General features: G+C 46.1%; 13 protein-coding genes. 1 reads left to right on the top strand and 12 read right to left on the bottom strand.

All coding sequences use genetic code 11. The annotated features are described in order from the left end of the window. Positions 1–194: 194 nt before the first annotated feature. The 11 genes from HFD99_RS07990 to HFD99_RS08040 form a co-directional block, all read right to left on the bottom strand. Complete coding sequence (locus HFD99_RS07990) at positions 195–1,106, bottom strand: AraC family transcriptional regulator (protein ID WP_045244137.1); 912 nt, start codon at positions 1,104–1,106, stop codon at positions 195–197. Between the two features lie 109 nt (positions 1,107–1,215). Beyond that, the gene (locus tag HFD99_RS07995) at positions 1,216–1,872 is read right to left on the bottom strand and encodes a TetR/AcrR family transcriptional regulator (RefSeq protein ID WP_019686306.1); all 657 of its coding nucleotides are present in this window, start codon (positions 1,870–1,872) and stop codon (positions 1,216–1,218) included. After that, positions 1,865–3,064 carry an MFS transporter gene (locus HFD99_RS08000; protein ID WP_019686305.1) on the bottom strand — a complete coding sequence of 400 codons (1,200 nt, stop codon included), beginning with the start codon at positions 3,062–3,064 and terminating at the stop codon, positions 1,865–1,867. Before HFD99_RS08000 ends, HFD99_RS07995 begins: the two co-directional genes overlap by 8 nt. 110 nt (positions 3,065–3,174) lie before the next feature. Further along, positions 3,175–3,831, bottom strand: coding sequence for a DJ-1/PfpI family protein (locus HFD99_RS08005; RefSeq protein ID WP_031463013.1), 657 nt, complete (start codon positions 3,829–3,831; stop codon positions 3,175–3,177). Between the two features lie 253 nt (positions 3,832–4,084). Continuing rightward, on the bottom strand, positions 4,085–5,923 hold the full coding sequence (locus HFD99_RS08010; RefSeq protein WP_016821407.1) for an ABC transporter ATP-binding protein: 1,839 nt from the start codon (positions 5,921–5,923) through the stop codon (positions 4,085–4,087). Then, positions 5,904–7,640, bottom strand: a complete 1,737-nt coding sequence (locus tag HFD99_RS08015; protein WP_080942665.1) for an ABC transporter ATP-binding protein — start codon at positions 7,638–7,640, stop codon at positions 5,904–5,906. The genes HFD99_RS08010 and HFD99_RS08015 overlap by 20 nt, the downstream gene beginning before the upstream one ends. Positions 7,641–7,873: 233 nt before the next feature. Continuing rightward, positions 7,874–11,131, bottom strand: coding sequence for a GH32 C-terminal domain-containing protein (locus HFD99_RS08020; RefSeq protein ID WP_045244237.1), 3,258 nt, complete (start codon positions 11,129–11,131; stop codon positions 7,874–7,876). A gap of 41 nt (positions 11,132–11,172) precedes the next feature. Continuing rightward, the gene (locus HFD99_RS08025) at positions 11,173–12,630 is read right to left on the bottom strand and encodes a glycoside hydrolase family 32 protein (protein WP_103042650.1); all 1,458 of its coding nucleotides are present in this window, start codon (positions 12,628–12,630) and stop codon (positions 11,173–11,175) included. A 25-nt stretch (positions 12,631–12,655) separates the two neighbouring features. Then, positions 12,656–14,245, bottom strand: a complete 1,590-nt coding sequence (locus HFD99_RS08030; RefSeq protein ID WP_031463008.1) for an ABC transporter substrate-binding protein — start codon at positions 14,243–14,245, stop codon at positions 12,656–12,658. A 63-nt stretch (positions 14,246–14,308) separates the two neighbouring features. Then, positions 14,309–15,190, bottom strand: coding sequence for a carbohydrate ABC transporter permease (locus tag HFD99_RS08035; protein ID WP_013369666.1), 882 nt, complete (start codon positions 15,188–15,190; stop codon positions 14,309–14,311). A gap of 15 nt (positions 15,191–15,205) precedes the next feature. Beyond that, a complete protein-coding gene (locus tag HFD99_RS08040; RefSeq protein WP_016821412.1) occupies positions 15,206–16,168 on the bottom strand; it encodes an ABC transporter permease in 963 nt (320 codons plus the stop codon). Positions 16,169–16,681: 513 nt separating this feature from the next. On the opposite strand from HFD99_RS08040, the gene HFD99_RS08045 reads away from it, so the two are divergent. Continuing rightward, positions 16,682–17,728: a substrate-binding domain-containing protein gene (locus HFD99_RS08045; RefSeq protein ID WP_167440855.1), complete on the top strand. Its 1,047-nt coding sequence runs from the start codon at positions 16,682–16,684 to the stop codon at positions 17,726–17,728. 332 nt (positions 17,729–18,060) lie between these two features. Here the strand turns inward: HFD99_RS08045 and HFD99_RS08050 are convergent, their stop codons facing one another. Beyond that, entirely contained in the window at positions 18,061–20,499 is a 2,439-nt protein-coding gene (locus HFD99_RS08050) for a rhamnogalacturonan lyase (RefSeq protein ID WP_167440856.1), read from the bottom strand. Positions 20,500–20,818 lie beyond the last annotated feature (319 nt).

The following is a 20,818-nucleotide window of genomic DNA, read 5'->3' on the forward strand; positions in this document are numbered from 1 at the left end:
TTCTTTTACATCGATATAAAGTTAATTTACATATCAGTCTCTTAAATTTAATTTCATCATACGGGCTTTAACTCCTAAAAAATGATTCTTTAGAACCTAAATCAAAATGCCTATTTTTGAAAGCAAAAAAGCCTACCTTTTTTACCAGGTAAGCTCCACACGAATATGAATAAATCATAAAACTCCCTATATATTCAGTCCCCTCCCTCCTCCGCATAATTCCTCACATCACGCTCGACGGCGGTGCGGTATTCAACAGGAGTTTTGCCTGTGTGCTTTTTAAACAACATGTGGAAATACTGTCTGCTGGCGACGCCAACATAATCGGCAATTTCCTGAATGGGAATGTCCGTTTGCTGAAGCAGCATACAGGCCTTGTCCATTCGCAGCATCGTTAAATACGCGGTAAGCGTTAGCCCCGTATGTTTTTTGAAAATTCGATGCAAATACCCTGGGTGCAGATTGACGGCTGCGGCCATGTCCTTGACTGCAATATCCCGGTCATAGTTCAGATGGAGAAATTCAATGCATCGCTTGACGTACATATCCGTTTGCTGCGTATTGCTGCGCTCTGCCTCTTCCCGTAAACGTGCAATTCGTACAAGCAATTGCATAAAAAGCATTTCTGCCATGGCACCCGGCTGTTCTTTACGTTGATCCAGCTCCAGCACGAGACTTTTGAGCGCATAATATACCTCTTCCGGGTCTGATAGCACCAGATATGGGAATGGACGCGACATAAAGGCTGTGACTTCCTGCTCCTCCGCTGCTATTTGTTGGATAGATGGTCCTACCCTCACCCCTTCCTTAAAGCCAAACTCTACATTCAGCATCCGGCACGGTTGTTCTCCTTCCACCACCAACCGATGCGGGACGCCTGCATCCAGCATAATAAACTCGCCTTTGCGCAGCGTAATGCTTTCTTCCGTATTCTTTCCGGTTTGTACATCTATCCTGCACAAGCCAGAAATCATATACATAATTTCAGTGGAATGATGATCGTGGTAAGACATCGTATAGTCACGCCATTGCTTGTAATAGTAAGCAAAAAAACGGGGAATATAATCCCCGTCCAGCAGTCCTGGCTCAAACAGACTTCCGTTCATCCCCGCACCTCCGCAAAATAAATCAGGCTAATATGGCAACGTATATGTACCCGTTCTATTTTCACAGTTTAGCAGACTGACCCTTGTTATTCTATTGCGTCCACCTGTCTTAAATAGAGGATTCATCACTTTCTGAACTTAAATACTGAACCAGCATCCCTACAAATCGGTTAGCCATTTGTACATCCTGAGATTCGCCATTCCAATCTTCCTTGGGAGTCAAACTCATTTTCTGGAGTAACGCCATCATAGACGTGAAGATAAAATGCGCAGTCTTTAGCGGTTCAGCATCCGACTTTAAGGATCCATCTTGGATTCCAGCTTCCAGAGCATCTATCAGAAAATGTCGTTCCTTTCCTTGGTTAACAAAATGTTTATATCGTTCTTTGAGTTCTTCATTTGAATCATAAGCTTCGTAATGCAGGTCGAATAACAGAATAAACTTGATGAAATTTGGATGTTGCCCAGCATAATCAATCCATGCATCAAGCATCGAAGTAAGCATCTGCTTACCATTCATTTCGGCTGTAGGTGCTCTTCTAACAAATTCAGTCATGCTCTCAAGGATCTCCATTTGGACCTCAAAAACTATTTCATTCATGGACTGAAAATGCTTATAGAATGTAACCCGGCTTACACCAGCCACATGGCATACATCCTTAATATTCACTTTGAGAAAGCTCTGCTTCATAAAAAGTTCCTTCGCAGCCGCAATGAGTTCTTCCCGATTTTTGTTTTTCAAGTTCTGGTGCCAGTTCTCAGTCATTAGCAACCATCCGTTTCTCATTTTTTGATGTTTGAAAGGTTAAGAAAAGGGCAGATGCAAGGATTAATGCACCAAAAATATAAGGAATATGAATGTGTTTGTCAAACAACAAACCCGCTAAAATAGGCCCCAATATACTGCCTAGGCTGGTATACGTCGTATTCAGTCCGGCGGCATATCCTTGACGATCTCCAGCCGAGTTGGCAATCATTGTACTTACTGTGGGCCTTAAGAAGGCATTAAAAGCAAAGAACAGAGCCGATACCAACAGCAGATAACCTAAATTGATCTTAATAAGCATGAACAGTAAAGCAGTGGCTGTCATGATCAAAGAGAGGCGTATAAGCTTCATCTCGCCAAGTCTCTTGATGAGGTAATCAAGCAGCCATACCTGCACCACGATGCCTATTATGGCACCAACCGTAATGATCATTGAGATTTTAGTGGCATCAAAACCGTATTTTCGTTCCACAAAAAGAGCATACACCGTTTCGTAATTCATCAAGCCTAATGTCATGATCAATATGAGGAGAAGATAACGAAAATAGGACGTTCGAAATGAATTCAGAATTTGCTTTCGAATCGGCTCCCTACGGACCCGTTGGCCAACGGGTTTTCGTTGTTCCTTGGGCAGTGTCTCTGGCATATATAAGCTAAGCAGCGTTGCTACAAGTCCAAGTCCACCAGCAAAAAAATAAGGCACCCTAATGCCCAACTCAGCGATCATACCGCCTAACCCCGGACCAAGCACCATCCCCAAATTCATGGAAGCACCCAAGTACCCCATTCCTTTAGCGCGAGTTTCAGGAGTGGTAATATCAGCGACATAGGCCATATTGGAAGGAACCATTAATCCAATACCTATCCCTCCAATAAACCGAGCAATATATAGAAGGGGCAATGTCGTAGATACAGCAAACATGAGATCCGAAATGACGGTTAAAAACAGACCGGTGATGATCATTGATTTACGCCCGTATCTATCCGATAGCTGTCCACCTAGAGGTGAAAAAATAAACTGTGCTGCTCCAAAAGCGGCAATAAGATACCCCGCAGCAGCTCCTGCCGCATTAAATTGTTTCAAATATTCAGGCAGAATGGGAATCACCATGCCTTGACCCAATAAAGCAATAAACAGATTCAGCATCAAAATGAAAAGCGGAAATGTAGCAGACTTAGGTAAGCTGCTCATGTTTGTAACCCCCTCCAATGGTTTACACTTTGCAATCCTTTACTATGTGTAAACCATATTAGTTGAATTAGGGGGCTTTGTAAATAAAAATACAGAACCTAATGCAGGACTTACACATAAGGCTCCCGTTTTGCAAACTCTTGCAGCATACCTCTTATTTGTTCTACCAATATAGCAGGTGCTTTCTGGGGTGAACCCGTGTCAAACGGAGGCTGAGGATCATATTCCAAAATCAATTGGACTCCCTTACTCATATCTTCTCCCAGTTCCCATGCGATGAGCTGGAGTGCCATGTCAATACCAGAGGAGACACCAGCTGCTGTAACGATTTTGCCCTGACGGACCACTCGCTCATCTGTTGGAATGGCTCCAAGAGATTGGAGCAGGTCTAAGGAACCCCAATGACTTGTGGCTATGGTTCCATTTAACAAGCCTGCGGCGCTTAAAATCAGAGAGCCATTACAAACCGATGTGGTCCATTTTGTAGTTTCATGTATTTGGCGAATCCAATTTAATGTTTCTTCGTCATTCATTGGAGTTTTATAATTTGGCGGACTGCAACCTGGAATAACAAGAATGTCAGCTGAAGGTACTTCAGAAAAACTATAATCGGCATGCAAATAGCCCATGTTTGAGTCCAGTTTGACTAACCCTTTTTTCTTAGCGACAAACTTCACTTCACATTTCAGTGTAGCAGCAAATACATCATATGGACCTATGGCATCTAATGCTGTGATTCCATCGAAAAGCATGATGGCGACTTTCATGAGGATCTCTCTCCTTTGAGGCGAAATTTTATTGTTGCACGCCCATGTTAACATACATATACGGGGTATGGGTATACTAATTAAATGTGAAATCAGTAAGTATCTCAATTTCAAACGTCTCTGATCACAAATACGGATTGTGCAATATCTATGTAAAGTCTTTAATTATACATACCTATAAAAAGGCATACTTAAAGGCCACCCCACGGTAGCCCTTTTTAAGTATGCCTGTAAGTCTGTTGATCAAGCCAGCTTATGAGCTTTGTTTTCTCAACTGACCATAATATAAATTACTGTAAAAGCCTTTGTGAGCCAGCAACTCCTCATGAGAACCTTGCTCCTCCAAACGACCGTCCTTTAAGACCAAAATCCGGTCAGCCTGACGAATGGTATTCAACCGATGTGCAATAACGAAACTTGTTCGCCCCTGCATGAGCCGTTCCAGTCCTTCTTGAATTTTCATCTCGGTGATGGTGTCAATGCTGCTGGTCGCCTCGTCGAGCACCAGGATAGAAGGGTTGGCCAAAATCGCACGAGCAATCGCCAGCAACTGCTTTTGCCCTTGACTGATGCCGCTACCGTTCGCTTCCAGCACCTTGTCGTACCCGTCCTTCATCCGCATGATAAAGGAGTGGGCGTTGGCCAGTTTCGATGCTTGTTCAACCTCCTCATCAGTGGCATCCAGCCTGCCGAAGCGGATATTTTCACGAATGGTCCCCTGAAACAGGAAGGTGTCCTGTAGCACAAACGCCATACGGGAGCGCAAGCTTTCACGCTCTATGGTCGTAATGTCACGCCCGTCCAGCGTAATCGTTCCCTTGTCTGGGCTATAGAATCTGGAAAGGAGCTGGATCAGTGTCGTTTTTCCTGCCCCGGTCGGGCCGACGAGCGCGATCATTTCACCAGGTTTAGCTTCAAAAGAGATGGCTTCCAGCGTAGCGTTTCCCTCATCATAACCGAAGAAAACATCCGTAAACTGTACAGCTCCCTCCACATGCTTCACCTTTACTGCGCCGCGTTCATCCTTGGACTCTTCGTCTTCGTCCAATATTTCAAATACGCGCTCAGCTCCGGCAATGGCGGACAACAGTGTATTCCACTGGTTAGCCAAATCGTTCAGCGGTCTAGTGAACTGACGAGCATATTCTACAAATACAATAATCGTCCCTATCGTAATCGAGCCGCGAATGGCTAAAATCCCGCCGATCCCTGCTACAATAGCAAAGCTGAGATTATTCAGTCCGTTCATCAGCTTGGGGATAAAGCCTGAAATCGTTTGTGCCCAGAAACCCGACAGCCGAATACGGTCATTACGCTCACGAAAACCACGGATGACTCTCTTCTCCTGTGAAAATGCCTTGATAATCTGCTGACCGGACAGCGTTTCTTCAATGTATCCGTTCAGTTCGCCCAAGTTCTTCTGCCGTTCCTTATATAAAGGCCCGGTGCGGCGTGTAATCCAGCGCATCCCGGCTGCCATTAACGGCACCACGATAAAGGTTAGCAGGGTCATCAGCGGGCTTAACCACAGCATCACAGTGAGTGTACCGATTAGCGTCAATATGCTCGAAAAAATCTGAATAGCCGAGCTGTTCAGCGTAGAACTGACATTTTCGATATCATTGGTCAGACGACTCATGATCTCTCCCTGCTGACGTTTGCCGTAGAAAGGAATGGGGAGTCGATGCAAATGTGAAAACAGATCGAAACGCATGCGGTACACCGTCTCTTGGGCAATCTCGATCATCCAGATATTTTGCAGCCAGGAGGTCAGCGAGTTCAGTAGATACACAGCCCCTAAACCTATGAGAAAATAAATCCACGTGCGTCCACCCGGCCCTTCGAGAAAATCATCCACCGCTACACCGACCAGATATGGAGCCAACAGCGACAGCCCGGAGCTGAGCAACACCATGAACAGGACCAGCATTAGCTTGGCCTTGCGACGGGCCAGATAAGCCCATATTCGCCCTACCGTGCCAGACCAGTTCTTCGCTTTGGCCTTGCGTCGTCCTTCAGCGCCAGCCGGGTTTCGCAGCACACCGGATTCCGGCGTAGGCTGACGGAACGGTTCAATGAGTTCCTTGAGCATGCGACTCCTCCTTTCCGTATTGTGATTCATAGATACGTCGATACAGTTCTGAGCTATCCATGAGATGATCATGGTTTCCACTTGCGATCAGGCGCCCTTCATCCAGCAGTAAAATCTGATCTGCTGATGCAGTTGAACTAATCTTCTGCGTGATGAGAAATGTCGTACAGGACAGGCCATCGAGTGCATTCAGCAATGCGGTTTCCGTTCCCACATCCAGCGCACTTGTGCTGTCGTCCAGAATCAGCACTGCCGGCTGACGCACCAGTGCGCGGGCAATCGACAGCCGCTGCTTCTGTCCGCCGGACAGATTAACACCACGCTGTCCGAGCATGGTGTCATAGCCTTGTGGCAAGCGTTCAATCATAGGATGGATTTGTGCCATGCGCGCGGCTTCCTGAATCTGCTCCAGACTGGCATGCTCCAGCCCCCAGGCAATATTATCCCGAATCGAACCGGTGAATAGCAGTACCTCTTGGGGGACATAGCCAATCGCCTCACGTAGTATGGAGCCATCCATTTGACGAGCGTCCTTTCCGTCAAAGCGTACATGACCTGCATCTTCTTCATACAGACGTGTAATCAACTGTACAAGTGAGGATTTGCCCGAACCAGTAGCTCCCATAATAGCGATTCGCTCACCCGGTCGTGCCTTAAAGGATATGTCCTTTAATACAGCCAAATCACTGCCCGGATAATGAAAGCTCACCCGATCCATTTCCACCTGTCCCTCAATCCGTGTATCCTGTGTTGGAACACCCTTCAGCTCTCTCCCCTCTTCATTAGGTGTTTCCAAAACCTCTCGAATCCGCCCTGTAGATGCAGTAGCCCGGGAAAATACCACAACGATACCGGATAAAGCAGACAAAGCTCCAATCGTCCGCAGGGAATAATTAACGACTGCAACCACCTGTCCTACACTGGCATCTCCAGTGGAAATTTGGCCGCGCCCAAACCAAAGTACTGCAATAATCCCTGCATTCATCGTAAACAAAATGAACGGCATCGTCGTTTCTGTCCAGCGTAGAGCGAACACCGTCCCTTTCATCAATTCACTTCCGTAATGAGCAAAACGTTCAATTTCATGTCGCATCCGCACAAAAACCCGGATAAGCCGAATGCCTGTCAGATTCTCCTGAATTACTCCATTAACGTCATCCAAGCGCCGCTGGACACTTTTAAACAAAGTGACAGTCCTCCGCATCATCACCAGCACAAATACGAACAGCACCGGGGCCATAACCGCCAGTAGCAGCCCAAGCCTAAAATGTACAACCAAGGCCATCACAATACTGCCGATCACCACCAGCGGAACTCGTGTCATAAATCGCAGGCTCATAAACACTGTATCTTGTACTTGCGTGACATCTCCCGTCAGGCGAGTAATCAGCGACGAAGTAGCAAACCGTTTGAACACCGGATAAGAAAAGGATTGCACCTTTTGATATAGCTTTTCCCGCACATCATAGCCAAAACCCTGACTTGCATGTGAAGCAAAAAAGGAGCTGGATATCCCTGCCATAAAAGCGATAACGGCACTGCCCACCAGTACACCGCCCCATAACCAGACGACGGGCAAATCCTGCTGTCGAATGCCCTCATCTATGATTTTGGAGATCAAATACGGCTGCGATAACTCTACCGTCAATTCCAGTAGCATCATCACGAGCGCCGCGATAGCTGGAACCCGATATTTTTTTAGAAAAGTGAACATCATCCCCACAAGCATTCCTCCAATGGCCCATAGCCGTCCTTCCAGATCAGCATCTAATGGTTGTATGAATCCAAATCTGCTGTAACACCATGTATACGCACTTTATATAGCACTATATTTTATTATACCCCCCTGAAGGTTTTCGTTTAACCAGCAAATTGCAGGCTCCGGCTAAAAAAGACGCAAAAAAGAGAGCTCGTAAAATACAGCTCTCCTTCTGACATAAGAAATTCATATCACATTTTCTCGATCCTTACATGTTGGTAAAAAGCCTGCCCTCCAAATACATTGATACCAAAATGCCCTTCGGCAAATGTATCATCTTCCAAGTCCATTACCTGTTCGTTATCAATCTCTATACGAAGGCGTAATCCCTCTGCTTGGATTTTAATATGATAGGTTACTCCCGGCAGTACAAATCTTGGAACCTTGGCCAGCACTTGCTGCTCCTCAAATCGCCCCTCTTTTTTATAAAAAAGACGAATGGATTTCATGTTCGGGTCCAAATTCAAATAATAGCCACTCGCCCCGTCAGCATTGGCACGAAAAATCATGGACCCAGCGCTCCCATTTCCATACAGCTTCATATCAGCCTCATACGTAAAATCTTTCGCCTGCTCAGAAGCCATATAATTCGCATCGCTAATATAGCTTCCGCGCATACCATCCGTCGTCACCATCCAGCGGGATGCGGAGACATCCGGCACCCAACCTGAAAGGTTGGTATAAAACTTCCCGCCATGCACAGTGACAGAGGTACTTGCTCTTACCGTATCTCCCGGAATGGAGGCTGTAACTACGGCTTCTCCAGGGGAAAGTGCCTCCGTGATCGCGTAGCCTTCATTTGACGAGATCACCTTGACGACTGCGGGGTTGCTGGATTCCCAATTCAGCAAATGTTCTTTTCTCCCGGAATGATCCTCCACACTCGCATACAGACGTTTCGACCGTCCTTCCGCAAGCTCCAGCTGAGTGTAATCCATGATCAGTCTGATGGGTGAAACCTCTGTAACCCTCCAGCTATTGTGTAGCGCATACACATGAAGAGAAACAATTTTCACCTCACCACCTTGAGCATAGAAGCTCATCCCTCTACGCGCCGAATCTGGAAAAATGATATCAGAAAATACGACTTCCCCATGATTACCAAACACCTCAACTGAGGATTCGTCCACAAATATACGCATTTGAATTCGATTCCCGACCGGTGCCAACGATGCTTCATGAAGCGTTGAAAATAGGGGAGAGAAATCGGTAAGCCCTGAATCGGTACGGTTTATAAACATCTGTTGTACATCTGTTTTATAGCCAACTACCGTTCTTTGCTCACCGCCTTCCCGTACGCAAAACCCAAAAGTCGATGCCATCCCAACGGAAGGAAATTCGAACTCCGCCTCAATCTCATAGGCACCCGCCTTTAAACCTTCCAGTATATTCGGAGAAGATTCCGTGATACTTGCATGTTCTAGCGAAAATAAATGAGAACGTAGCGAAGTCAGTTCGGATATCGGATGCTGTATCAAGCGGATGCCTTCATGGGTTGTTTTTAACGATAACTCTCTCGGGATGCTGAACTGCCCCTTCCAGGGTGAAGTCGGAAAGCTGAACGGGTAGTCCCAATTTGTCATCCATGCCAGCATGATACGCCGCCCGCAGGGCATATTGGAGAAAGACATCGAGGCATAGAATTCCTTGCCCCAATCGGTTCTCAATACCTTTCTCGGCGGAAGATCATTTTGAAATTTGCCATCAGATGTCAGTTCACCGATAAAATATTCCGCATCCGAGCCTTGAGTGTTCGTGCTGGCTCCAGTACTAATCATTAGCACCCATTTAGAGGTGTTGCTCTTGTCTACCGCGAGCGGGAATAGATCTGGGCACTCCCATACCCCGCCCCGTATATAATCACCATAGCCAAAGTTATCCGTCCAGCTCCAATCTAATAGGTTGGCGGAGGTAAAGAAGCGGATATGGTCACCTCCCGACACGACCATAATCCAGCGCTGATGCGCTTCATCCCATACCACTTTCGGATCACGAAAATCCCAGTTGCCAGGATCGTTTTCATTTTGGCCCGGATTCTCAATTACAATTGAATTGTTTTCGGGGTATTGCCATGTCCGTCCCCGGTCTGTGCTGTAAGCAAGGCCAATTCTCTGGTTTCCCTTGGGCTGATCGGGATTATAGGAGGTGTAATATGCAATCAGCCCTTTTCCGCCATAGTCGCTGAACAAGCCGGAAGTATTGGTGAGATCAGCTACAGCCGAGCCGGACCAGATATGGCCCAAATCATTCCACTTTAATGCCAAGGGAAGCCTTTTCCAATCCAGCAAATCCAGACTGACCGCATGTGCCCATTGTCCACCATCCTGATGAAATAGATGATATTCTCCCTCGAAATATACCAATCCGTTCGGATCGCTGGCCGAGCCTCTGGCAGGGGAATAATGATACTGCGGGCGATATTTTTCTGTATAGTAATTCGAGACGGAGGTAAGGTAGATATCCTGAAAATAAGCCGTACCCCCAGTTGCCTTCATACCTATAAAACCACTGGAGTAACTGTTATCCACGATGTCAATCGCCGCAGGCGTGTAGCCATCTACAAACACGCGAATTCGCTCTCCATATGCGATGATTTCCAGACTATATTTACTGCCCGATGTATTCGGATACACCATGACAGAGCTTGTAACCAACGCTCCATTCGCCTTTCTCAGATGTACCTGAACCTGCTGATCCTCACGTTGCACAGAAGCAACATATCCCTCTGTACCCTTCGGATTCCCTCTGAAAAATAGCCCTGCTTCCATTCCCGGTTCAGAAGGATTCAGCGTCACACTACCTTCCATGACCAGATCGGCAGCTGTCGTACTAAATATTTTCAATGCTCCTTCAGAACTTGTTCCCTCAGCTTTTTGCCCTTTGAGGTCCGGTTGCCATTTTCCACGGATCAAGAACGGTTCATCTACATTCGTATCCATATCACTGACTTGAATGTTCTGAAATAATGCCGACCCATTCCAGACATTCAGTCCCAAATATCCTGATGCGTACGTCGTATCGACCACATCTATAATCGGGCTATACCCTTCATCCCAGTACACTTTAAGACGCGAGCCTTCTACCTTCACCTTGAGATGATAAATATCTCCTTTTTGTAATTTTACCTGCCGTTCCTCTTTGAGTCTTTCGATATCCCCGGCAGCATCGCGCAACCGTAATAATCCGGCAGCTGGCACGATTTGAAGCATATAGGAAGACCATCCATCCTCACTGGAACGGAATACTAGGGTAGCGTCTGCCTGTATGTCTGTGACCATCACATCCGCTTCAAAAGTAAAATCCTGCGATGTAGTTCCAGACATAGCCATCACATTTTCCTGTGGCTCTGACCTCAACAAAAGTCCCTGGATGTTATTTTCTATGTGTCCCTGCCCTTTAATCTGCCAGTTCGTCAAATTCGTGCGCGTGTTTGTGAGCTCTATTCTCATCGCCAATTTCCTACCCTCCAGTACGGATTACGAAGAAAATCTCATTTCAGCGCATAAAGCTCCAGTGAAAATACAGTTATCTGCTCTTCCGCTGAGAATATTTCAAGACCCTTAGCTTCTGCATCAGGAAATATTAAATCGGTAATGGCTACCTGTCCGCGATCGAAAAACACTTCGATAGACGAGCGATCTACATAGATACGGATGTCCATGCGATCCGGTAAGATTGTTAATGAGGCTCCATGTTTGCCTGCAAAGTCTTCATGAAAATCCGAGCGACCTGACCGTTTCCGGTCCACGTATACCTCCTGCGTGGCAGAAGTATACCCGACGAGTGTTTCTTGTTCATCCGATACCCGCACTTTAAAGCCAAAGTCTCCAGTGGTTGCAAATTCAGCCACAAGTTCGTAGCAATCCAGCTGCAAAGCAGACAATGCGTTTCGCACTTCCTCCCAAGATGGTTCTGTGAGTGACAGGACAGGGGTTCTTAATCCCTCCAGCTCCCGAACAGGGCGCTGAACAAGCGCAACTGTGCCCTTTCTCGTTTCCAGCGCGAGTTCTCGCGGAATGGACATGGCACCTCTCCAGCGCTCCGTCGGTGTCTGATTGGCATATCTCCAGTTGCTCATCCAGCCCATAAACAGGCGTCGTCCATCCTCTGCCGGGATATCCGACCAACACACACCTGCGTAGTTATCTCTGCCATAATCGAGCCAGCGGACTTTTTCACTTTCCGCATCTGCCACAAATGTTGTCCCATCAAATTCACCCGTAAAATACTGTGTTCTGGACCCTTCCCGAATCTCCGGAACATCACCAATACTTACAAGCATGACCCACTTCACCTGTTCGCGCTTCTCATCAATATATAGCGGAAATAAATCCGGGCACTCCCACACCGCGTCATGACTACCAATACCGTGTCCAAATTCACTGGCAAAAGTCCATTCCTTCAGATTCGGAGAATGATAGATTCGAATCGTCTGACCGCAGGCCAGCACCATCACCCACTGCTCTGTAGGTTTGTGCCAAAACACTTTCGGGTCCCGAAAATCAATGCATTCCTTATCCTCCAGCACCGGGTTGCCTGTGTATTTAATCCAGGTTTTCCCCGAATCGGTACTATAGGCAAGGCTTTGGCACTGCCGCACCTGTTCCGTCCCCGGAAGCGAAGCATGATGGGTGAAAATGGCTACCAAGCCCGGCTTGCCGCCAAAAAATCCGGATGTATCCTGTTCATCCACTACAGCGCTCCCGGAAAAAATCGTTCCTAGCTCATCCGGCTCCAAGGCAATTGGCTGCTCCTCCCAATTCATCAAATCAGTGCTGACAGCATGCCCCCAATGCATAGGTCCCCATGTGGTGCCAAATGGGTGATGCTGATAAAACAAATGATAGCGCCCTTCATAATAAACCATTCCATTCGGATCATTCATCCATCCGCTTTTTGGTGAAAAGTGATAGGATGGGCGGTATTTCTCTTGCCTAATCACGTTCATATACTCATCTCCCTCGAAAAAAGATTCATTTACTTGTGCTTCTGTCATAACCCGCTTGTTTGATTTGCAGCCATTCCTGTAATCCCAGACTGTTCAGTTCCTGCAAATATTCCGGCCACTCCTCTTCGACCTTGCCGTTCTGATACCATTCCGTACGTTTACGAAGAACATAGGCGAATAGATCGGTTTCAATGGTCGATAAACGATCCAGCTCATCGATAGAGAAAAATACTTTAGGATAATTATGATCCGCTTGCATATGCGGAACCATCACCTTTTTGAGCAAACCCAATCGCCATGTGGCATCTTCTGGCTGGGTTGTGTATTTTCCGTAGTATTCATCCAATACAGCTAACGGTCCACCAATGTTCGTCTTTTGTCTGATTTCCACCGGAGCCGAGCCTTCCAGCGGCAGATGCTTCAACATTCCCTTTGCCTCATCATACTCAAAGATATTTTTCTGTTTGGTGTCCCCGTATGTTCCCCAGTTGTTCTGTATAGACTGGATCGGATCATACAGCTGGTCAATCCACTTGGCAGTCGCCTCCAGCTTCTTATTAGCACTGGTGATCACCATGCGCCCGCGATCGAAGCCGATGCCATTCGTCCGTGTAACATTCACATGTCCATCCGGTCCAGCCAGCGGCGGCATGAGATCGTATTTTTTATTCGGGCCTGTAATATTGGCCTTATCCCATGTAAAGTACAGACCATAGCGGTGATCCTTCCCTTTGGCTAGATAGGTGTTCCAATCCTGCTGGGAAGACTCTATGTCCACCAGCCCTTCCTTGTATAAATCATGAATATATTTGACTGCTTCCTTATATCCGTTATCCGCTGCTGTAAAAACGACTTTCCCATCGTTCGTCACTACTGTATGATCCCAGTTCTCTCCAAGCCCAAAGGACCCGTATAAAAAGGCCAAATCCTCGCCGCCAGGCTTATCGATAAACGATAATGGAATCTCATCCGCCTGCCCGTTGCCGTTGGGGTCCTTTGTTTTAAAGGCAATTAGGACCTGCTTCAGCTCTTCGGTCGTTGTTGGCATGGACAAGCCCAGCTTGTTCAGCCACTCCACATTAATCCACGGCAAATCATCCACGGACTGGATCGCTTCTTTTCCTGTCCCCAATTCTTCAATCCACGGAAAGGAATAAATATGTCCATCCGGCGCAGTCAACATCGCTTTATATTCCGGGGATTGCTCCAATACCTTTTTAAAATTCGGCATATGCTGTTCAATCAAATCCTCCACTGGAATAATGACACCGTCTTTGGCTAGCTTGAGCAAGTCATAATCCGAGTAGCCCGCGTCGAACACTGCATCCGGCAAATCGCCGCTGGCAATGGCCAGATTCCTTTTTTCTACAAACTGGTCACTGGTAAAGTTCTTCCAACGAATATGAATGCCCGTTTTTTCTTCCAGCCGTTTGTTAATCAGCTTGTCGTTCGGATCTGCCGGAGCGAGTGGAGAGCTTTGGGTTATAAAGTTGAGCGTCACTTTTCCATTCACATCTGTTGCATCGCTCTCATTAGAAGAATTGCTGCTGCCGCAGCCGGAAAGAACTAAGATCGCCGCCAGTGCGGCAAATGAGGCAGTTTTGACTGTTTTCATCTGGATGACCTCCATCGGATAATGGTAAAAAGCACATATAGCAAATGAAGTGTGCGGCATCTGTTATTTTAAAGAGCCGACCATAACGCCCTTTTCAAAATACTTTTGGAAAAAAGGATACATCACAAGCAGTGGAAGACTGGATATGACAATCGATGAATATTTGATCATTTCCGAAAGACGTTTCAGTTCCGCCATTGCTAATTGATCACTAATCATGCCAGGCATCGTCTGGTTTTGGATCAGGATCGATCTCAGCACCAATTGAAGCGGATGCAGCTGTGCATTATCCAGATAAATCATGGCATCAAAATAAGAATTCCACTGACCAACAAAGGCATATAGCGCAATGACAAAAATAATGGGTTTGGACAGCGGCAGGACAATTCTAAAAAATATCGTCCAGTCCGAGGCTCCGTCCACGTTGGCGGCCTCTTTTAATTCATTAGGTACACCTTTAAAGAACGTTCGTGCCAAAATCAGATCCCACACATTGATTGCACCGGGAAGAAGAATAGCCCATACGGTATCCAGCATCCCTAAATTTTTGACCAACAAATAGGTTGGAATCAGACCTCCACTGAAAAACATGGTGATGATAAACAATGTCATAAAGAAATTCCGCCCTACCAAGCTGTTCACCGATAAGGCATAGCCAGCGCAAATCGAAACCGTCACAGAGATCAAGGCAAAGCATGAAGAATAGAACACCGAATTGGCAAACCCACGGAGCATCGCCGGGTTGGACAAAATTTTCCGATATCCCTCCACACTCCAATCCGAAATACGGAAGGATAGGCCTTTGCTTAACAAAACGGTCGGGTCCATAAACGAAGCAATCACGATATAACCCAAGGGAACTACAATAATCAAAACAGCTAAAGTGAGCACAATGTAATTCACACCTAGGATGAAGCGGTCCAGATTGGAATGTTTGACATGCATAAAGAGGCTCCTTTCCTAATAAAGCCCTTCTCCCTCATTGAGCTTCTTGACGATAAAGTTAACGGTCAGCAGCAAAACCACATTAATCACCGAATTAAACAGCCCGACCGCCGCAGAATAAGCATAATTGCCGGATTGCAAGCCGACTTTATACACATAGGTAGGAATAATTTCAGAAGTAGGCAAATTCATGGATGTCTGCATAAGATACGCCTTCTCAAATCCAATCGACATAATTCCTCCTGCTGCCAGGATAAAAACAATCGCCATAATCGGTTTAATCGTCGGCAAATCAATATGCCATATGCGCTGAAGCAGGTTGGCTCCGTCCAGACTTGCCGCATTATGCAGTTCGGGATCAACATTAGCGAGCGCAGCTACATAAATGATTGAAGACCACCCCGCCCCCTGCCAAATTCCAGACAGGATATAAATCCAGCGAAAATATTCAGGCTCTGTCATAAAGATCACAGGGTTGCCGGTCACCGATGCAATGATTTGATTCAAAGGTCCGGTCGGAGACAAGAAAATAAACAACATACCCACAATGACAACAACTGAAATAAAATTAGGGGCGTACAAAACAAGCTGGATATTCTTTTTCAATCCCGCCTTGCGGATTTGATTCAGCATGACCGCTAACAGGATTGGTACAGGAAACCCGAGTACAAGTCCATAGAAGCTCAGTTTCAGCGTATTAAAGAAAATATCCGTAAAATTGGGCGATTCTAAAAATTTAGTGAAGTACTTCAGTCCAACCCAGTCACTTCCCCATATCCCTTTAAGCGGGCTAAAATCCTTGAATGCAATAATGGCCCCATACATCGGAACATACTTAAAAAGAATCGTAAGAATCAGTGCAGGCGCCAGCAGTACGTAAAGAAAATAGTTTTTGCGAATATAGTCTAGCTTGCTGCGAATGGACCTTTGCTCCCCCAGTGCGGCATGTCTCTGAGCTGCCTTAGCCAAGTTTGCCATTTGCGTTCCCCCCATCTGTAATAACCGTCTGTACAAGACAACTGAAAAGGCTTACATTTCTCATCTTCAATTTACCAAATCAAATTATCATTCGTCAATAACTTTTGTAAAATATTTTATTTACATTTGACCAAAATATTATTGTCATTCTGAGCTTTTGTAACAAAAAACAAAAATAATCATCCCCTATGATCCAAATCTGAAAGTTCCCCATTAACAATGACCGCTTCACTTATTCGACCCTAATGTACCCTCTCTGTTTCAATGAGCATTTTTTTATCCAGCTTATACAAATTTGAATTTCAGTTCATTTTTCGATCTGATAAAGATAAATACAGGCTATTAAATAAACTTTACAAATGTAAAAATATTTTATACATTTGTAATCTCAACATTGCTATTTTATGCGAACTATTATACATTTAGGATACATTTTAGGTCTGAACGGAGAGCTGGCAGAGGCAACTGTACCTCTCAAGCAATCCATTTATTAAGTGAAGGTGGAACCAGTCTATGAAGAAAGAAAAAGTCACCATTCAAGACATTGCTGACGCTTTGGGAATCTCCCGAAATACCGCCTCCAAAGCGATTAACGGTAGTGACAGCATCCCGGTTGATACTCGGAACAAGGTCATTAAAAAAGCGATCGAGCTCAAATATAAGCAATTTGCCTATGTGGAAACAGACAGCATCATCCCTAAGAACCAAGGTAACATTGCCCTGTTTACATGCAATCTGCCGAACAGCTCGCATTTTGGCTCCTTTCTGATCAGTGGGCTGGAAAAAAGAATAAGTGCAGAAGGGTATAATTTGTCGATTCATATTGTGCGGGAAAACGAAATCCAAGCGGGAACACTTCCTAATAATTTTGAAGCCTCCAAGGTTGACGGAATCATTTGCATTGAAATGTTCGATCCACAGTATAGTGAGCTCGTTACGAGTTTGGGACTGCCCACAATCTTTATTGATTGCTCGGTGGACGTTTTTTATCCTGATTTGAAAGCGGATTTATTGTTGATGGAAAATGAACATAGCGTTTATTCTGTTACCAAAAGCCTGATTGATCGTGGATTTGCGCGGATTGGTTTTGCTGGGGATTATAAACATTGCAAAAGCTTCAACGAGCGGTGGGTTGGATATAACCGTGCTTTAATCGAAGCAGGCCTAAGTGTGGATTTATCTTGCTGCATCGTTGATCAGGACCGAAATTTTTTCTCCGAATCGGATTGGATGGATAAACAATTGGAGGGCATGAGCGTGCTTCCATCTGCGTTCGTATGCGCCAATGATTTTATCGCCGTCAGTGTCATGAAAGCGCTCAAAAACAAAAACTTGAAAATTCCCGAAGATATTGCTGTGTTTGGGTTTGATAACGCTCCTGAATCCCGGATTGTAGAGCCTCATTTATCCACCGTGCATATCTACAACAACGAGATGGGGATTACGGCGGCTGAGATGCTATTGGCGCGAGTCAAAGATCCTTCCAGGCCTTATCAGATTACGCATATCAGAACTGAGCCGATATTTAGAGAATCGACTCCTTTACAAATAGAAAAGTAAAAGAGGGGGTCTGGCGACGCTCCGCGAACGGAAGGTTGCTCCAATCGCTGTTGTATCCGGATATTATTGAATAGCTTTGTGGTAAAAATCCGGATACAAAGGCGACCGCTGACGCTTTTTCTCAATCGTTCCGTTCTCTCCGCTACTTTCAGCAAATTTGCTATTTTAGAGATGTTCTAAAACCAGAAACACCAACCATGGATAGAATCGTCTAAACTCTTAAACTTTAAGAATACAAAATGGCAAGCCTCTGATGATTTAGAGGCTTGCCATTTTACTAAGTCTATTAACTAATGGATGGGGTGCTACAGTTTTAGTCTCCGGCTAATCGTTTATAGATCCTCTGCTGGAACTACAGGAACTACTGGGGCTGCTGGCTCTTCCTCTATTTTCTTCGCTTCTGCCTCCGCTTCGTCACTGCTCTCTTCATTCATCAAGGCTCTTGGTGTATAGAGCTTGGGAATCGGCACGTTCGCCCAATTCATATCGGATGCAAAGTAAAAGCTCGTGTAGGACGGCTGGTTATAGCCGGTATTTTGACGCGCCACATCCGCACGATACTGCGGGTCATGCATCAACGTGTACAATTTATGCGTTGTAGGCTCGGTGCTCAAATAGATACGAATCGCAGAGCTATCCGCTGTACGGACAAGCATTTCCTCGCGCCAATCTCCGAAAATGTCAGCGACCAACGATGGCGTTCCTTTGGTATAATTGTTCGTTTTGGTACCTGCTGCGGTGAGTAATGTGCCTCGTTTCCAATCTTCAATGGTTGGGGTTACGTCGATCGCCCCGTTCACGATTTGTGTGGTCATATCAGCCGCCCATTTGATACTCATATTGGTACCCGGCATCTTGGTATCCAATTGTTTGCCCGCAGCGGTCCACAAGCCTATGGCCCAAGTCTCCAGTCCTCGCTGATCCGGGTCTATGTCACCGACCATCCCCCGACCTGTATCCTTACCGGAATACCCACCGTAGATGACTTCACCCGTTTTGGCATCCCGCAGCGAATAACCATAAGGGGCATAGGTGCCGCCTTCATGCACCATAAAGATTTCTTTTCCTGGCCGATCAGGGTCAATATCAGTCACATGCAGCGCGTCACCGTGTCCCAATCTGGCGGTTTGGCCCGGAATTGCGCTTTCAGGAGGCATAACATCAAATGAACTGTACAACAGGCTGCCATCATGGTCGATCGTGGCGGAGCCATATACAATTTCGTCTTTGCCGTCTCCATCCACGTCTGCGGCACTCAGCGAATGCGCTCCTTGTGTAGTCAAGGTGCCGAATTTCGGGTCCGTTCCATCCCGTCCGTGCGGGCTATCATTAAACGGATTGGTCATCGGTGCCCAGCCACTGTCCACCATCCAATGTTTTTGGAGATGGCGACCATCCCACGTATAAGTGACCAAGGTGGAGCGAGTATAATAGCCGCGTGCAAATACGGCGTATGGTTTGCGTCCATCCAGGTACGCTACCCCTGCCAGAAAACGATCTACACGGTTAGCAGGTTCAATCCGGGCCATAGCGTAGTCTCCCCACATAAGACCGTCATCATGGCGCTCTGGCTCATAGCGAATCGTCTCCAGCTCGGTACCTGTTTTCCCTTTAAAAATGGTCAAATACTCCGGTCCATCCACAATGAAACCTTCATATTCTCTCAGCTTGTTTTTGTCGCTCCGCGCAGGAGCATACACATCCATAAAGTAATCCGTCAGGCTTTCCGCATCCTTTCGGGATAACGGGTAGCTATACTTTGGAGCAATACCAAAGCATTCCTCCAGCGTAGCAGGCCACTGCCCCTTGACCACTTCTTCATGCTTCGTCCAGTTCATAAACATATTCACTACATGCTCATAATAATCCGTGCGGCTCAAACGATAATCATCTTTATGTGTAATTCCGGCTTTGCGATCCTCACGGGGCAGGGTAATATATTTTTCTTTTTTGGGCTTGCCCTTTTTGTCAAAAGTAATCGTCTTGGTCCCCGGAGCGGTCTTGAACATCAGCTCGGCTTTGCCATCGCCGTCAAAATCATACACCATCATCTGTGTATAATGGGCACCTGAGCGAATATTCACACCGAGGTCAATCCGATACAGCAGCTTGCCCTCGAACGTATACGCATCGACATACGTATTTCCGGTATACCCCTTCTGAGATACATCTTTGGAGTTGGATGGGTCCCATTTTACAAAAAATTCATATTGGCCGTCTCCGTCCACATCCCCCACACTCATATCGTTGGCCGAATAAGTATAGGATTCACCTGCGGGTGTTACGCTATCAGCAGGCTTTTGCAGAGGAAGCTCATAATAACCCTGCTGCCATGGCTTCACTTTGGCACTGCGATCCTTTTCTTTCCCTTTAACGACTGAAGCGACCCTGTACACCGCATTTCCGTTTCCTTCCTTATCCAGATAATTGGTGCTGTCCGTCACCGTCGCGATTTTCTTGCCATCACGGTATACGTTAAAGTCTGCTCCTGTCAGCCCTGTTGAACTGTAGCCATTCACTTCCTGGGCCAATAACCGCCAGCTTAAAAATACACCCTCTTGCGTCGCCGCAGCTACCAGACCGCGATCCAGCTTTTCCAGCTGAATGCTGCCACTACGGTTTTGTTCTACTGCGATTGCTGATTCTGCCTGCAGCGTGGGTTCGGATAAGTCTTCCGCAGCCACTCCTCCAGTCGTGCCCGTCATCGCCAGCATTGCTGCCAACGCGGCGGTCAAGGTTCCCTTTTGCCATGCGCCTTTCCTTTGAGCCATCCAATTCGTCCTCCTCAATTGTATTGTGATGACAAGCAAATACAGAAAATGATTGCGCTTACATAATTTAAATTCCTTATTATTATAGTTTTGCTGTTCCCCCAAACGCGTTTAAATATCCGAGTATTTCTCTACACAAATCCGTGTTGTTGTCCGTTTCTATTGAAATGACCCCATTAGACCGTTTAAAACGGTCCATTTGTGAGTCGACCATGTTAGTTGAAGTGAGAATATCCGAATATCATAAAATGATAAAATGAACGAGCTGTGATCAAACATACATACCTATCAAGGTTCCACAAAAATGATGTCACAAAAT

The sequence above is a fragment of the Paenibacillus sp. EKM301P genome (assembly GCF_011800295.1).
Lineage (GTDB): Bacteria > Bacillota > Bacilli > Paenibacillales > Paenibacillaceae > Paenibacillus > Paenibacillus polymyxa.

Excerpts from the sequence above, each read along its gene's own strand:
- HFD99_RS08030 (WP_031463008.1), bottom strand. The coding sequence starts at position 14,245 with ATGAAAACAGTCAAAACTGCCTCATTTGCCGCACTGGCGGCGATCTTA.
- HFD99_RS08015 (WP_080942665.1), bottom strand. The coding sequence starts at position 7,640 with ATGATGTTCACTTTTCTAAAAAAATATCGGGTTCCAGCTATCGCGGCG.
- HFD99_RS08005 (WP_031463013.1), bottom strand. The coding sequence starts at position 3,831 with ATGAAAGTCGCCATCATGCTTTTCGATGGAATCACAGCATTAGATGCC.
- HFD99_RS08040 (WP_016821412.1), bottom strand. The coding sequence starts at position 16,168 with ATGGCAAACTTGGCTAAGGCAGCTCAGAGACATGCCGCACTGGGGGAG.
- HFD99_RS08025 (WP_103042650.1), bottom strand. The coding sequence starts at position 12,630 with ATGAACGTGATTAGGCAAGAGAAATACCGCCCATCCTATCACTTTTCA.
- HFD99_RS07995 (WP_019686306.1), bottom strand. The coding sequence starts at position 1,872 with ATGACTGAGAACTGGCACCAGAACTTGAAAAACAAAAATCGGGAAGAA.
- HFD99_RS08045 (WP_167440855.1), top strand. The coding sequence starts at position 16,682 with ATGAAGAAAGAAAAAGTCACCATTCAAGACATTGCTGACGCTTTGGGA.
- HFD99_RS08050 (WP_167440856.1), bottom strand. The coding sequence starts at position 20,499 with ATGGCTCAAAGGAAAGGCGCATGGCAAAAGGGAACCTTGACCGCCGCG.
- HFD99_RS07990 (WP_045244137.1), bottom strand. The coding sequence starts at position 1,106 with ATGAACGGAAGTCTGTTTGAGCCAGGACTGCTGGACGGGGATTATATT.
- HFD99_RS08020 (WP_045244237.1), bottom strand. The coding sequence starts at position 11,131 with ATGAGAATAGAGCTCACAAACACGCGCACGAATTTGACGAACTGGCAG.
- HFD99_RS08000 (WP_019686305.1), bottom strand. The coding sequence starts at position 3,064 with ATGAGCAGCTTACCTAAGTCTGCTACATTTCCGCTTTTCATTTTGATG.
- HFD99_RS08035 (WP_013369666.1), bottom strand. The coding sequence starts at position 15,190 with ATGCATGTCAAACATTCCAATCTGGACCGCTTCATCCTAGGTGTGAAT.
- HFD99_RS08010 (WP_016821407.1), bottom strand. The coding sequence starts at position 5,923 with ATGCTCAAGGAACTCATTGAACCGTTCCGTCAGCCTACGCCGGAATCC.